Here is a 13,488-nt window from a genome sequence, read left to right on the forward strand (position 1 = left end):
TATAATTTTAATAGAATTTTACCAATAACCCATACGGTTTGATATTTCCATAGCGGCTTGAATCACTTTCTTTGAGTAGCCTGGAACTTTGTTTGCTTGTATCCTTTGTTTTGGTCCTACAATTGCTAGTGCAGCGATGACTTTTCCTCGATAATCATAGACAGGTGCAGCGATCGAGTTCACCCCTTCGAGAATTTCTTCACTGCTAAAAGTGTATCCGTTTTCTTTTATTTGTTTTAAATGGGTTCGAAGTTTACTAGGGTCGGTAATGGTGTTTTTCGTATATCTTGTTAAGCCTTTTTCAATGACTCTATCAACCAGTTGATCATCCGAATAGGCTAATAACACCTTACCCGAGCTCGTGCAATAAGGAGGATTTCTTTTTCCAACATTCGTTAACACACGAACAGGGTGGTGGCAATCGACCTTTTGAAGATAAATGACTTCATCATTATCAAGTACAGAAATATGGGCGGTTTCACCAATACTTTCGACCAGACGGTTTAATACGGACTGTGATTCTTTGTAGATGTCCATATGACTATTAACGATTCCGCTTAAAGAGAGGATGGATAGACCGAGTCGATACTTTCTTGACTCTGGATTTTTATAAACAAAACCCTCGGAAGCTAACGTAGCCATAGTCCTACTAACAGTGCTTTTATTAATACCTAGAGAAGTAGATAAGTCACTAATCTTCTTTTCTGGTTCTTCCATCGTAAAGCTTCTTAATATTCTCAAAGCATTTTTTACAGATGATAAATGCTGGTCTTCTTGTTTTTCCGTAACCATTTTGTATCCTCCTTTTTTCATCATTAGAAACAGAATAAAGATTGTTTCTCTATAGTGGAGAATATAGCAAATAAATCCAAATAAATAAAGTGAATATTTATAAAGTTTAAAATAAAATAAATTTTTTGTGTTTTGTTGCGTATAGAGAAACTTTGATGTTGATAGCGTAAAAAGTAGTGAGTAAGATTAAAAATGTGAAGATTGATAACTTTTAGGAGAATCCTTTCCAATTTAAAAGAAGAGATTTTTCTAAATAACAAAATGTAAGCGTTTTAATTATATGAAGAGGGGGATATAAGATGTTGAAAAGAGGGATGAAACTTAGTTTTACAATGTTAACCTTGATTTTACTAGTATTTGTGTCAGCTTGTTCGAAAAGTTCTGGGGGAGAACAAGCTGCATCGGATACGAAATCAATTACCTTTAAGATGGGGCATATGAACTCTCCTGACCATGTTCAAGATTCGAAGGCAATGAAACCGTTCAGTGAAGAAGTAGAAAAGCTTACCGATGGCCGAGTAAAATTTCAAATCTATCCAGGGGGAGCACTTGGTGGCCCTAAGGATACGTTAGACAATATTACAACCGGAATTATGGATGCGGGTTGGGGGTTACATGGGTATAACGCAGGAAAGTTTCCAACCCACTCTGTTCTTCAGCTTCCATTCCTTGCAAACGGGACGGGAGAAGAGTTAAGTGTTGTTGCTCAAAAGCTTTATGATACGTTCCCTGAAATCCAAAAAGAATATGACGATTTAAAGCTGTTATGGGTTCACGCAGCTGATCCGTACGCAATTATCACAAAAGGAAAAGCGGTCAGAAGCTTTGAAGACGTGAAAGGTTTAAAGCTTAGAACGCCGTCTGTTGAAGCAGGTGAAATGATTAAGTCATGGGGAGCAACCCCTGTTTCCTTACCGGCACCAGAAATTTATGATGCACTTCAAAAGGGAGTCATAGATGGGGGCGTCTTACCTGTAGCAGCTATTAAAGATTTTAATCTTACTGATTTAGTAGATTACGTTACATTAGGAAACTTCAACACTAGTATTTTCTACGTTGCTATGAACAAAGATAGCTGGAATAAAATTTCTCCAGAAGATCAAAAGCTCATTGAAGATGAACTGCTAGGTGAGCCAATGGCGAAAATGGCGGGTGCAGCGTTTGATTATCAAAAGGGCTTAGCGGAAACAGAAGCGAAGGATGCAGGAGTAGAATTTATTAATCTGGAAGAGAGTGAACTGCAAAAATTTAAAGATAACTCTGAGGATGTAAAGGGAAAATGGTTATCTGATATGGAATCAAAAGGGGTAGATGGACAAAAGATATACGATGAAACAGTAAAGCTTATTGAGGAATAATAGTCTTCCAATTTGGAGGTGTTGGCAATGGAACAAGAAGTAAGAAAGGAGGTTTCGTTGAGAGCTAAGGCTCTTGACGAACTTTCCTTTTTAGAGAAAGTTATTTATCCATTCGAGAAAGTCGTTCTTACTTTAAATAATGTTCTTCATAAGGTTTCAAGTGTCATTTTGTTTCTATTAATGTTTCTTACGACAGCAGATGTGTTTGGTCGATATTTTTTTAATAAGCCTATTACAGGTACGTACGAACTGACAGGATTGGCGCTAGCCATGATCATCTTCTTTAGCCTTGGTTCAGCACAACTGAAAAAAGATCATATTGAAATTGACTTTTTAACGAATATGATGCCAGCAAAGGTTCAACACGCACTTTATGCCTTTACTTCCCTCATCTTATTTATTCTTATGTCTCTAACCTCTTGGCAATTATTTGAGTATACGAAGAGAATCTATTTCGGAAATGAATTAAGTGGAGATCTTGGTTTACCTCTTTATTTGTTCGTAATATTTGCGACAGTCGGTGCGATTTGCTTTACATTAACGTATCTAGTCGATTCGTTAAAATCCTTTCTAAAGGTGGTGAAAAAATGAGTCCAGAAATGATAGGGGTACTAGGGATTGTGTTACTCTTGGTTCTCATCTTATTAAGGGTTTCTGTAGGACTTTCTTTATTTTTAGTAGGGTTTTTAGGTGTATCTTGGCTATCTGACTGGCAGGTCGGATTGTCACAGCTTGGCTCCTCTGCTTTTGGTACTTCTAATAACTATGGGTTAAGTGTTATTCCACTGTTTATATTAATGGGGATGTTTATGTCTAACACAGGTCTTGGGAAGGATTTGTTTAATGCGGTTGATAAGTGGATTGGCCATTTTCGGGGTGGTCTTGCCATTGCCACGGTCGGTGCGGCTTCCATTTTTGCAGCCATATCTGGATCTTCCAACGCAACGACGGCTACTTTGGCAAAGATCACCATTCCAGAAATGAAAGAATACAATTACCGGACGACCTTTTCTACGGCAGCAGTTGCAGCAGGTGGTACTCTGGGAATATTAATACCTCCCAGTGTTATCTTGATTTTATATGGGGCATTAACGTCAGAGCCAATCGGTCCTCTATTAATTGGAGGTTTGGTACCGGGAATCATCATGACTCTTCTTTTTATGCTGATGATCAACATCCAAGTTCGCTTAGACCCTTCCATTGCCCCTACCAAAGTGGAGAAGGCGACCATCGAGGAAAAATTCTCTTCTTTAAAAAGTGTTTGGCCTTTTCTTTTAATATTTGCGATTAGTATCGGGGGAATTTACTTTGGGGTTTTCACGCCAAGTGAGGCTGGTGGCATTGGAGCCATTGGTGCCTTCTTCCTTACTCTATTAACGAAGCGATTGAGTTTTAAGGGGCTTATTTCTTCCTTAGATGAATCGATCCGATTGACGGTAATGTTGTTTTTAATTTTAATCGGTGCATCATTATTCGGAAAATTCTTAGCGCTAAGCCAAATTCCGATGTATTTAACAACGACTGTCGGATCACTAGACGTTTCTCCTTATCTCATCATGGCAATGATTCTTGTAGTCTACTTTATTTTAGGAATGTTTTTAGAGGGAATTGCCATCATGGTACTCACTCTTCCTATTGTTTATCCTTTGATTACTCAATTAGGATTTGATGGATTATGGTTCGGAATCATTATGGTGATGGTGCTTAATATTGGAGTTCTTACACCGCCTCTTGGATTAAGCGTTTACATTATTAGTGGTGTGGTAAAAGATGTTCCCATTCAACAAATTTTCAAAGGAGTTATCCCAGCTATTGTTACCATGGTTGCATTTACCATTGTTCTAATTATCTTCCCAGAAATCGTCACCTATTTACCAGGTTTGATTGAATAGAGAGCCTAAAGGAGGAGTTAATCCATATGATCAAGAAAACATTGGATGAAAGAGCATTTCACTTATTAAAAGAAAAAATGGAGGAAGGACTACTTCCACAATGGGTCTTAACGGATCCAGATATCTTTGAACTTGAAATTGAAAAAATTTATGGACATTCCTGGCAGTTTCTTGGCCACGAAACGGAAATCAAAGATCCTGGGAGTTATGTGACACGCTGGATGGTCAATGATCCGGTACTGTTAGTTAGAACTCGTGAAGGTGAAATTAAAGCATTTTTAAATTCATGTACCCATCGTGGAACACAGCTATGTACAGCTGATCGAGGAAATAAAAAAACCTTCACATGTCCCTACCATGGGTGGAGTTATAATTTGAACGGTGAATTAGTGGGGATTGTAGCCGGAAACAAAGTGTATGGAGAAGAAATGGATAAATCAGAGTGGGGGTTAAGACCGATCCCTCAAGTTGAAATGTATCAAGGAATGATCTTTGGAAATCTTGATAAAAATGCAGAACCTTTAGAGGATTATCTAGGGGAGATGAAGTGGTACTTAGATATTCTTCTTGGCAGAAGTGGTGGGATGGAAGTGCGAGGTCTCCCACAGCGCTGGGTAGCGAAAGCGAATTGGAAGGCGACTGCTGAAAACTTTGCTGCTGATCCGTATCATGTACAAACAACTCACCGCTCCACGGTTGAAATGGGAATAAGTCCGGAAGATCCTCTGTATGCCGGCTATGGACATCAGGTAGTAATGAAAAATGCTCATGGTATTAATGTGATCACCTCAAAGACAGGAAAAGCAAGAGTACCATTCCAAGGAATGCCCGAATCTATGTGGCCATTGTTTGAGAAGCATTTAACTCCTGAACAGCTAGAGGTTCAATCGAAAGTCACTGTTTTCGTAGGGGGAGTTTATCCCAATCTATCATTTGTAAGTCCCATTCACGGAACGGAAGGTCACTTACATAATTACTTGAACTTTCGAATGTGGAGGCCACTTGGTCCAGATAAGGTTGAGGTTTGGTGCTGGTTTTTAATTGATAAGGCAGCACCGGAGGAATATAAAGAGGCTGCCTATAGAGGGTATCTAGGTTCTTTTGGACCTAGTGGAACACTAGAACAAGATGATACCGAAACATGGGCCCGTATTGTTGAAGTAAGTAAAGGCTTAATGATGAGAGACAAAGAACTGAACTACAATAGTGTGAGCAATTATTTAATGGGGTACTCGCACGTGGAACCGGACGAGAATTTCCCTGGACCGGGGACTGCTTATCCAACGACTTATATAGACGCTTTATCAAGACGGATGCACGAACAATGGCTCGAAATGATCTCCAAGGGGCTCTTTAAAGAGGAGGTTAAGCAATGAATCTAGATATTCAGAGAAAGGTGACACCCGAGCTCCATCTTGAGATCACGACATTACTAAATAGAGAAGCGTATTTCCTCGACAATCGTAAATACAAGGAATGGTTGGAATTACTCACCGATGACCTCGTATACAGAATGCCATTGAGAGAAACGATTGAAGGTGTAGGGGTGGATGATATTTCTAAAGATATGGCTTTCTTTGAAGAAACGAAGGTCTCTCTAACTACTAGAGTAAACCGCTTGTATACGAAATCTGCTTGGGTAGAAAACCCGGCAACTAGGCAGCGACATTTTATTACTAATGTAACTGTAGAGGCAACGGAAAAGGAAGATGAGTTCAAGGTAAGAAGTTATTTCTTATTTATGAGAAGCAGAGCCTCTACTACCGATATTGAACAAATGTTTGGGGAGCGAAATGATATCATTCGAAAAGTAAATGGTGTGTGGAAAATCTCCTCACGTACAATTTTTCCAGACCAATCGGTAATCACTACGATGAATATGAGTATGTTTCTTTAAAAAAAGTATTAACTAATACACTGCCTCCTGATAAAAAGGAGGCATTTTAATTAAATTTTCAAAAAAGTATAGATTGTTGCATATAGAGCAACAAGAACGTTGTTGGTGCGGAGAGTAAGCGGTACCATGTAGTTAATAAAAATAATTTATTATTAGGAGGACACACAGCATGCAGGTAGAAACGAAAGTAAAAGCGATCAATTGCTTACATTTTATTAACGGTCAATTTGTTGAATCACAAAATCATAAAACCTTTGAAAATATCAATCCTGCAACAGAAGAGGTATTAGGCACAGTGGCAGAAGGAGGAAAAGAGGAGGTGGATTTTGCCGTTCGTGCAGCAAGAAGAGCATTAAATGGACCATGGAAGAAGATGACCCTGGTTGAGCGCTCCAAAATCCTTCGCCGCATTGGTGATTTGATTCTAGAAAGGCAAGAAGAATTGGCGATGCTTGAATCATTGGACACGGGGAAGCCATTTTCATTAGCAAACAAAATCGATGTTCCGCGTGCAGCGTATAATTTTCACTTTTTCGCCGATTATATTACTTCTGTTGGAACGGATGCGTATCAACAGGATGATCAAGCGATTCATTATGCTTACCGTCGACCAGTAGGGGTTGTAGGAATTATTAAGCCATGGAATCTCCCATTATTACTTCTCACCTGGAAGCTGGCTCCTTGCCTTGGTATGGGGAACACGGCGGTTATTAAACCGGCAGAATGGACTCCGATGACAGCAACGGTACTAATGGAGATTTGTAAAGAGGCAGGCGTTCCAGATGGAGTCGTGAATCTAGTCCACGGTTTTGGTCCAAATTCTGCTGGTGGAGCAATCTCCGAACACCCAGATATTGATGCTATTTCTTTCATTGGAGAACCAAGCACTGGGGCTAGCATTATGAAAGCTGCAGCTGACTCTTTGAAAAAACTTTCATATGAGTTAGGCGGGAAAAATCCAAATATTATTTTTGCTGATTCTGATCTTGATGAAGTGATTGAAACAACGATAAAATCTAGCTTCATTAATCAAGGGGAAGTTTGCCTTTGCGGATCTCGCATTTATGTTGAACGACCAATTTACAATGAATTTATTAATAAATTTGCTGAAAAAGTAAGAGAATTACGAGTGGGTGACCCTTTAGCTGAAGCCACCAATGTGGGTGCTTTAGTTAGTAAAGAACACTATGAGAGAGTTAATAGCTATATCGAGATTGCTCGTAATGATGGAGCGAATATTCTCACAGGTGGAAAGCGACCAGAAGGAATGGAAAAAGGGTATTTCCTTGAGCCAACAATTATCACTGGCCTAGATCGAAATTCTCGTTGTGTTCGTGAAGAGATATTTGGACCGGTTGTAACGGTTATGCCATTTGATATGGAAGAAGAAGTGATCATGCAGGCAAATGATACACATTACGGGCTAAGTGCAACCATCTGGACAAATGACCTGCGTCGTGCACACCGAGTAGCACACCAAATTGAAGCGGGTATTATTTGGGTGAACACATGGTTCCTTAGAGACCTAAGAACTCCATTTGGTGGAATGAAAAATAGTGGGATTGGTAGAACCGGAGGAATGCATAGCCTTGATTTTTACTCTGAATTGTCCAATATTACGATCAAACTGTAGGGAAGGTGGGAGAAGGAAATGTCAATTGTAACAAATAAAATAAGAGAATACGCTGCCCTTTTATCTGATGCTGAAAAGACAGGAGTAGGGACCAATCCCCTTACGACATTAGATCCAAGTCTTTCTGTAACGGAAGCGTATCATATTCAACTAGAAAACATTCAAATGAAAGTGGAACAAGGAAAGAAAATTATAGGGAAGAAAATCGGACTCACCTCTCTTGCTATGCAAAAGCTTCTCGGGGTGGATGAACCTGATTATGGTCATTTGCTAGACAGTATGGAAGTAACAAATGGGGGTACGATTTCAATCGAGAAAGTTTTGCAACCAAAGGTAGAAGCCGAACTAGCTTTTGTTCTAAAAAAGGACTTAATAGGCCCAAATATTACGACACTTGATGTCTTACAAGCAACGGATTATATTGTCCCTGCACTCGAAATTGTAGATAGTAGAGTGAAAGATTGGAAGATTAAGCTTCCTGATACGATTGCAGATAACGCCTCTTCCGGTTTCTACGTACTTGGAGACAGAAAAGCCAAGGTGGACGAAATCAATCTCGAATTGCTTGGTATGGTGCTTTCGAAAAACAATGAAATTGTGAATACCGGAGTGGGAGCTGCTGCTCTTGGAAACCCAGCTACATGTGTTGCTTGGCTAGCAAACAAATTATCTGAATTCGGTATTCCTCTGAAAGCAGGAGAAATTATTTTATCTGGCGCACTATCGGCAGCTGCGGATGCGAAAGCAGGAGATGCATTCTCTGCTAGATTTGCTCATCTTGGGGAAGTAAAAGTTCATTTTTAATAGGAAAGGATGGGTGTTATGGGCAAAGTGAAAGTGGCGATTCTTGGATCAGGAAATATCGGTACAGATCTTATGATGAAGCTTGGACGGTCAGAGGTTCTAGAGTTAACGACGGTAATTGGAATTGATCCTGATTCTGACGGGTTAAAAAAAGCGAGAGAGCTTGGATATGAAACGATAGATAGTGGTATAAATGGTTTCTTAGAACGCCCAGAACTGGCTGATATCGTATTTGATGCAACGTCAGCGAAAGCACATATACGGCATGCAAAGCTTTTGCGAGAGGCAGGCAAACAGGTTCTTGATTTAACACCAGCAGCGGTTGGGCCACTTGTTGTCCCGCCTGTAAATATAAAAGAGCATGTAGACGCAGATAATATTAATCTGATTACGTGTGGGGGTCAGGCTACGATTCCAATGGTTCATGCGATACACTCTGTCCAACCAGTGGAATATGCGGAAATTGTTGCAACCATATCTAGTAAAAGTGCGGGTCCGGGAACAAGGGCAAATATTGATGAGTTCACAGAAACGACCGCTCGTGGAATTGAAAAAATTGGTGGTGCAAGAGTGGGAAAAGCGATCATTATCCTGAATCCAGCCGAGCCTCCAATCATGATGAGAGACACCATCCATGTTTTAGTAAAAGGCAATCAGGTGGATGAAGAGGGGATTACTCGTTCCATCAAAGAAATGGAAAAACAAGTGCAAGAATATGTACCTGGATATAAGTTAAGACAGGAACCCATCTTCAATGGAAACCATGTGACTGTATTTATTGAGGTAGAAGGTGCAGGTGATTATTTGCCGAAGTATTCTGGAAATTTGGATATAATGACGGCAGCAGCTGTAAAAGTGGCGGAAGAATGGGCAAAACGTAAAATTTCACAAGCCATTTTATAACAGAAAGGAGGAGCTAAAATGGAAGAAAAACGTGATGTAATACTGACGGAGGTTGCTTTAAGGGATGGTAGTCATGCGATACGGCATCAATTCACAGTGGAGCAGGTTACTCAAGTGGCAAAGGGGTTAGATGAAGCAAATGTTCCTTATATTGAAGTATCACATGGAGATGGATTAGGTGGGTCCTCATTGCAATATGGATTTTCTCGAACGAATGAAATGGAATTAATTGAAGCAGCGGCTGCAACAGTAAAGCAGGCAAAAATCTCTGTTCTTCTTATTCCTGGAATTGGAACGAAGCAAGAATTAAAGCATGCAGCACAGCTTGGTGCCAAGATGGTGAGAGTGGCGACACATGTGACAGAGGCCGACGTCGCCCCTCAGCATATTTCTCTTGCAAAAGACTTAGGCCTTGAAACGGTAGGCTTCTTAATGATGTCTCATATGGCTCCTACCGAAAAGTTGGTGGAGCAAGCAAAACTAATGGAGAGCTACGGTGCGGATACAGTGTATGTGGTTGATTCTGCGGGAGCTCTTTTGCCACATGAAGTAAAGGAGAAAATCCGTGCACTTAGACAAAGTCTTTCAATTGATATTGGCTTTCATGCCCATAACAACTTATCGTTGGCAGTGGCAAATAGTATTACCGCGATTGAAGAAGGAGCCAGACGGATTGATGGAAGCATCCGCTGTCTTGGTGCTGGTGCAGGAAACACTCAGACCGAAGTACTCGTAGCGGTGCTTGACCGTTTAGGTATTCAGACAGGAGTCGATCTTTACAAAATGATGGATGTAGCAGAGGAAATCGTTGCTCCAATCTTAGAAAAACCACAAGAAATCACAAAAGACGGTTTGGTGCTAGGGTATGCAGGCGTCTATTCTAGCTTTCTATTACACGCTCAGGCTGCAGCACGAAAATTTGGAATTGATTCGCGTGATATTCTCGTTGAGCTTGGAAAAATGAAAGTGGTTGGCGGTCAGGAAGATATGATTCTTGATGTTGCAGCTGAACTTGCCAAAAAACTGCAAACGGCGGGATTATAAGGAGGAAATGTAATGGCGACAGTGGAATATAAAGAGATTGCTAAATATTTGATTGCCGGAGAAATAGAGAAACGGGAGGTCGTGAAAGTAACTGAGAATATCAAGCCGGATCTTTCTGTGGAGGAAGGATATCTCGTCCAACAGGAGCTCGTAAAAATTAAGCAAGAAGAAGGGAGAAGAATCGTCGGACCTAAAATGGGTTTAACTAGCAAAGCAAAGATGCAGCAAATGAATGTAAATGAGCCCATCTATGGATATGTGTTTGATTATATGTTGATTGAAAATGGTGGAAAGGTTCATCTACAGGACATGATTCACCCAAAAGTAGAAGCAGAAATTGCTTTTGTAATTGGAGAGGACATTGAAGGACCAAACGTAACAGCAGCAGATGTGTTGTCAAAAACAGAATATGTTATTCCAGCTCTTGAACTGATTGACAGTCGGTATGTCAATTTCCAATTTACTTTACCAGATGTAATTGCTGATAATGCTTCCACATCTAGAGTTGTTTTCGGTACATCTTTTCATAAGCCGGACAAATTTGATCTTGATTTAGTAGGAGTGACACTTTCTATTAATGGTGAAATAAAGGAACTAGGTGCAGGAGCGGCTGTACTTGGCCACCCAGCGGAAGCGATTGCGATGCTAGCAAATATGCTTTCTCGTAGAGGAGAGAAGGTTCGTAAGGGCGATGTGATTTTATCTGGAGCGATTACCAGTGCCATTTTGCTAGAAAAAGGAGATGTTGTCACCGGCCGGTTCGATGGATTAGGTGAAGTATCTTTCGTAGTGACAGATTAGTTATACAAGTTGAGAGAGGAGGCATCTTATGCCAATCATTCAAGTTCAAATGATGGAAGGCAGGCCAAAGGAGAAAATCGCAGAAGTGATTCAGAATATTACAAATACGGTTGCTGAAACATTGGACGCTCCAAAAGAGAGTATTCGAGTGTTAGTGACTGAGATTCCGAAAACTCATTGGGGAGTAGCAGGAGTGCCAAAGTCAAAATCGTAAAGACTATAATAGGAGGTTCATTATGACAATTGAGTTATGTACTTTAGTTCCACATGTTCCAAGTATCTGTCATGAAGATGCAGTCCCAGATTTTCAAAGAAATATGGTAGAAGGATTAAAAGAGGTGGCAAAAGATATTGAGAGAATTGCTCCTGATGTCATTGTGTTAGTATCCTGCCATTGGCCATCTACTTTCTTCCATTATGTAGATTGCACACCTGAGCATAAAGGGATTTTAACAGCCTATGAAGCTCCCGATCTAATTAAGGATATTCCATATTATTATCCAGGAGATGCTGATTTGGCAAACCAGCTTGTGCAAGCTGGAGTGAATGCTGGTTTACAAGTACAAGGAGTAAATGACCCCTATTATATTTGGGATTACGGAACAGTTGTCCCACTAAGGTATCTTGTACCGAAAGAAGATATTCCTATCATTAATCTATCAGTTACTCTTGCTGCTAGTATCGAAGAAACATATAAATGGGGTCAAGAGATTGCAAAAGTTTTGCATGCAACCGAAAAAAAGGTCGTTTTTGTATCGAGTGGCGCTTTATCTCATAATTTAGTGCGCGGCCGACATAATAAGCCAACCGTTGCGGAGCACTCTCTAGATAAGCAATTCATCGAGTTCGTAATGAACAAAGACTATCAAGCTGCTTACGAAATGTTACCTGAATATGCAAGGATGGCTAGGGTTGAGTCTGGCGGACGCCATCTAGCTATGTTGTTTAGCATGCTTCAAAAGGATGATGAGGTTGCATACTTAGCAGATGGGCAATCGTCTGGAAGTTGGAACGTATTACTAACCTTTGATTCCAAAAAGGTCGTAGGCTTGGAAGCAATGGAAGATAGTAAAGCAGTAAAGAAATAAATGTCTTTTAATTAGTAGTTGTGTAAGCGTTAACAATAAAAGGAAGGTGATTTTATGCGAACGAAAGTAGGTATCATTGGAGCGGGGCCAGCTGGATTAATGCTGTCCCATCTCCTGCATCTTCAAGGAATTGACTCTATTATTCTTGAAAATCGATCGAAGGAAGAAATTGAGGGTACGATTCGTGCAGGAGTACTCGAGCAAGGTACAGTTGATTTGCTTAATAGTACAGGAATTGGAAGTAGGATGATGAGAGAAGGGCATATTCACCATGGAATTGAACTTCAGTTTAATGGCCGCAGACATAGAATTGATATGAATGAATTGACCGATGGAAAGAGAATTATGCTTTATCCTCAACATGAGGTGATTAAGGACTTGCTTGAAGCTCGCCTAAAGGCTGGTGGAAAGATCTATTTTAATGTGAAAGATGTTCAGCTCCACGGTGTTGAGACGAACTCTCCAACCATTAGTTTCATACAGGAGAGTGGAACTGAGGTAGAACAAATAGAATGCGATTTTATAGCGGGGTGTGACGGGTTTCATGGACCAAGCCGCCAAGCGATACCAAAAGAAGAAAGAGTAGAAAAACAAAAAATCTACCCCTTTGGTTGGCTAGGAATTCTTGCCGAAACTCCACCAGTACATCCAGAACTTATCTACGTTCATCACGACCGAGGCTTTGCACTATTAAGTACTCGTACCCCTAAGATTCAACGCCACTACCTTCAAGTTGATCCAAAAGATGATATTGCGAATTGGTCAGATGACAGAATTTGGTCCGAGCTACATGCAAGGGTGGATACTTCAGATGGATGGAAAATGATTGATGGACCGATTATTCAGAAAAATATTGTTGCAATGAGAAGCTTTGTTTGTGAAACGATGCAGTATGGAAGATTATTTCTAGCTGGTGATTCCGCACATATTGTACCGCCAACTGGTGCGAAGGGGCTGAATCTAGCTGTGGCTGATATTCAAGTATTAGCAAAAGGAATCAATGAGTTTTATCATTCCGGAAACGAAGATACATTGGAACGTTACTCTTCTATTTGTTTGCAAAGAGTATGGAAAGCCCAGCGATTCTCCTGGTGGATGACAACCATGCTTCATAGAAATGTTGAACAAACTCCGTACGAATATGGAATTCAAATCGCTGAGCTAGACTATGTTACTTCATCCAAGGCGGCTGCAAGAAGTTTGGCCGAAAATTATGTTGGCTTGCCGATGGAGTTTAAAGGACTAGAGTTTAACCAGCAAATCCTAAGCTAATGAA

14 protein-coding genes are annotated in these 13,488 nt (G+C 40.4%); 13 read left to right on the forward strand and 1 reads right to left on the reverse strand.

Features of this window, described 5'->3' with window-relative positions:
* Positions 1 to 18: 18 nt before the first annotated feature.
* Positions 19 to 792 (reverse strand): IclR family transcriptional regulator, encoded by a 774-nt coding sequence (locus ACVBAX_RS06635; RefSeq protein WP_447116342.1) that lies wholly within the window; start codon positions 790 to 792, stop codon positions 19 to 21.
* 299 nt (positions 793 to 1,091) lie between these two features.
* On the opposite strand from ACVBAX_RS06635, the gene ACVBAX_RS06640 reads away from it, so the two are divergent.
* The 13 genes from ACVBAX_RS06640 (at position 1,092) to pobA (ending at position 13,484) form a co-directional block, all read left to right on the forward strand.
* Positions 1,092 to 2,150 carry a TRAP transporter substrate-binding protein gene (locus ACVBAX_RS06640; RefSeq protein WP_430775271.1) on the forward strand — a complete coding sequence of 353 codons (1,059 nt, stop codon included), beginning with the start codon at positions 1,092 to 1,094 and terminating at the stop codon, positions 2,148 to 2,150.
* Between the two features lie 27 nt (positions 2,151 to 2,177).
* Positions 2,178 to 2,741 (forward strand): TRAP transporter small permease, encoded by a 564-nt coding sequence (locus tag ACVBAX_RS06645; RefSeq protein ID WP_447116343.1) that lies wholly within the window; start codon positions 2,178 to 2,180, stop codon positions 2,739 to 2,741.
* Positions 2,738 to 4,042 carry a TRAP transporter large permease gene (locus ACVBAX_RS06650; protein ID WP_447116344.1) on the forward strand — a complete coding sequence of 435 codons (1,305 nt, stop codon included), beginning with the start codon at positions 2,738 to 2,740 and terminating at the stop codon, positions 4,040 to 4,042. The genes ACVBAX_RS06645 and ACVBAX_RS06650 overlap by 4 nt, the downstream gene beginning before the upstream one ends.
* A 26-nt stretch (positions 4,043 to 4,068) precedes the next feature.
* Positions 4,069 to 5,418 carry an aromatic ring-hydroxylating oxygenase subunit alpha gene (locus tag ACVBAX_RS06655; RefSeq protein ID WP_430775274.1) on the forward strand — a complete coding sequence of 450 codons (1,350 nt, stop codon included), beginning with the start codon at positions 4,069 to 4,071 and terminating at the stop codon, positions 5,416 to 5,418.
* On the forward strand, positions 5,415 to 5,939 hold the full coding sequence (locus tag ACVBAX_RS06660; RefSeq protein ID WP_447116345.1) for a 3-phenylpropionate/cinnamic acid dioxygenase subunit beta: 525 nt from the start codon (positions 5,415 to 5,417) through the stop codon (positions 5,937 to 5,939). The genes ACVBAX_RS06655 and ACVBAX_RS06660 overlap by 4 nt, the downstream gene beginning before the upstream one ends.
* A 169-nt stretch (positions 5,940 to 6,108) precedes the next feature.
* The gene (locus ACVBAX_RS06665; RefSeq protein WP_430775275.1) at positions 6,109 to 7,572 is read left to right on the forward strand and encodes an aldehyde dehydrogenase; all 1,464 of its coding nucleotides are present in this window, start codon (positions 6,109 to 6,111) and stop codon (positions 7,570 to 7,572) included.
* An 18-nt stretch (positions 7,573 to 7,590) separates the two neighbouring features.
* Entirely contained in the window at positions 7,591 to 8,376 is a 786-nt protein-coding gene (locus tag ACVBAX_RS06670; RefSeq protein WP_447116346.1) for a 2-keto-4-pentenoate hydratase, read from the forward strand.
* Between the two features lie 18 nt (positions 8,377 to 8,394).
* A complete protein-coding gene (locus tag ACVBAX_RS06675; protein WP_447116347.1) occupies positions 8,395 to 9,279 on the forward strand; it encodes an acetaldehyde dehydrogenase (acetylating) in 885 nt (294 codons plus the stop codon).
* Between the two features lie 18 nt (positions 9,280 to 9,297).
* Positions 9,298 to 10,323, forward strand: coding sequence for a 4-hydroxy-2-oxovalerate aldolase (gene dmpG, locus ACVBAX_RS06680; RefSeq protein ID WP_447116348.1), 1,026 nt, complete (start codon positions 9,298 to 9,300; stop codon positions 10,321 to 10,323).
* A gap of 12 nt (positions 10,324 to 10,335) precedes the next feature.
* Positions 10,336 to 11,124, forward strand: a complete 789-nt coding sequence (locus tag ACVBAX_RS06685; RefSeq protein ID WP_447116349.1) for a 2-keto-4-pentenoate hydratase — start codon at positions 10,336 to 10,338, stop codon at positions 11,122 to 11,124.
* A gap of 28 nt (positions 11,125 to 11,152) precedes the next feature.
* Positions 11,153 to 11,338 carry a 4-oxalocrotonate tautomerase gene (locus ACVBAX_RS06690; RefSeq protein ID WP_119707733.1) on the forward strand — a complete coding sequence of 62 codons (186 nt, stop codon included), beginning with the start codon at positions 11,153 to 11,155 and terminating at the stop codon, positions 11,336 to 11,338.
* 22 nt (positions 11,339 to 11,360) lie between these two features.
* Complete coding sequence (locus ACVBAX_RS06695; RefSeq protein WP_447116350.1) at positions 11,361 to 12,212, forward strand: DODA-type extradiol aromatic ring-opening family dioxygenase; 852 nt, start codon at positions 11,361 to 11,363, stop codon at positions 12,210 to 12,212.
* A 54-nt stretch (positions 12,213 to 12,266) separates the two neighbouring features.
* Positions 12,267 to 13,484, forward strand: a complete 1,218-nt coding sequence (pobA, locus tag ACVBAX_RS06700) for a 4-hydroxybenzoate 3-monooxygenase (protein ID WP_447116351.1) — start codon at positions 12,267 to 12,269, stop codon at positions 13,482 to 13,484.
* Positions 13,485 to 13,488 lie beyond the last annotated feature (4 nt).

It is taken from the genome of Robertmurraya sp. GLU-23 (assembly GCF_052983275.1).

What these genes read in the sequence shown, in the direction of transcription:
- ACVBAX_RS06635 (WP_447116342.1), bottom strand. Translation starts at nt 792, where the DNA reads ATGGTTACGGAAAAACAAGAAGACCAGCATTTATCATCTGTAAAAAAT.
- ACVBAX_RS06640 (WP_430775271.1), top strand. Translation starts at nt 1,092, where the DNA reads ATGTTGAAAAGAGGGATGAAACTTAGTTTTACAATGTTAACCTTGATT.
- ACVBAX_RS06645 (WP_447116343.1), top strand. Translation starts at nt 2,178, where the DNA reads ATGGAACAAGAAGTAAGAAAGGAGGTTTCGTTGAGAGCTAAGGCTCTT.
- ACVBAX_RS06650 (WP_447116344.1), top strand. Translation starts at nt 2,738, where the DNA reads ATGAGTCCAGAAATGATAGGGGTACTAGGGATTGTGTTACTCTTGGTT.
- ACVBAX_RS06655 (WP_430775274.1), top strand. Translation starts at nt 4,069, where the DNA reads ATGATCAAGAAAACATTGGATGAAAGAGCATTTCACTTATTAAAAGAA.
- ACVBAX_RS06660 (WP_447116345.1), top strand. Translation starts at nt 5,415, where the DNA reads ATGAATCTAGATATTCAGAGAAAGGTGACACCCGAGCTCCATCTTGAG.
- ACVBAX_RS06665 (WP_430775275.1), top strand. Translation starts at nt 6,109, where the DNA reads ATGCAGGTAGAAACGAAAGTAAAAGCGATCAATTGCTTACATTTTATT.
- ACVBAX_RS06670 (WP_447116346.1), top strand. Translation starts at nt 7,591, where the DNA reads ATGTCAATTGTAACAAATAAAATAAGAGAATACGCTGCCCTTTTATCT.
- ACVBAX_RS06675 (WP_447116347.1), top strand. Translation starts at nt 8,395, where the DNA reads ATGGGCAAAGTGAAAGTGGCGATTCTTGGATCAGGAAATATCGGTACA.
- dmpG (WP_447116348.1), top strand. Translation starts at nt 9,298, where the DNA reads ATGGAAGAAAAACGTGATGTAATACTGACGGAGGTTGCTTTAAGGGAT.
- ACVBAX_RS06685 (WP_447116349.1), top strand. Translation starts at nt 10,336, where the DNA reads ATGGCGACAGTGGAATATAAAGAGATTGCTAAATATTTGATTGCCGGA.
- ACVBAX_RS06690 (WP_119707733.1), top strand. Translation starts at nt 11,153, where the DNA reads ATGCCAATCATTCAAGTTCAAATGATGGAAGGCAGGCCAAAGGAGAAA.
- ACVBAX_RS06695 (WP_447116350.1), top strand. Translation starts at nt 11,361, where the DNA reads ATGACAATTGAGTTATGTACTTTAGTTCCACATGTTCCAAGTATCTGT.
- pobA (WP_447116351.1), top strand. Translation starts at nt 12,267, where the DNA reads ATGCGAACGAAAGTAGGTATCATTGGAGCGGGGCCAGCTGGATTAATG.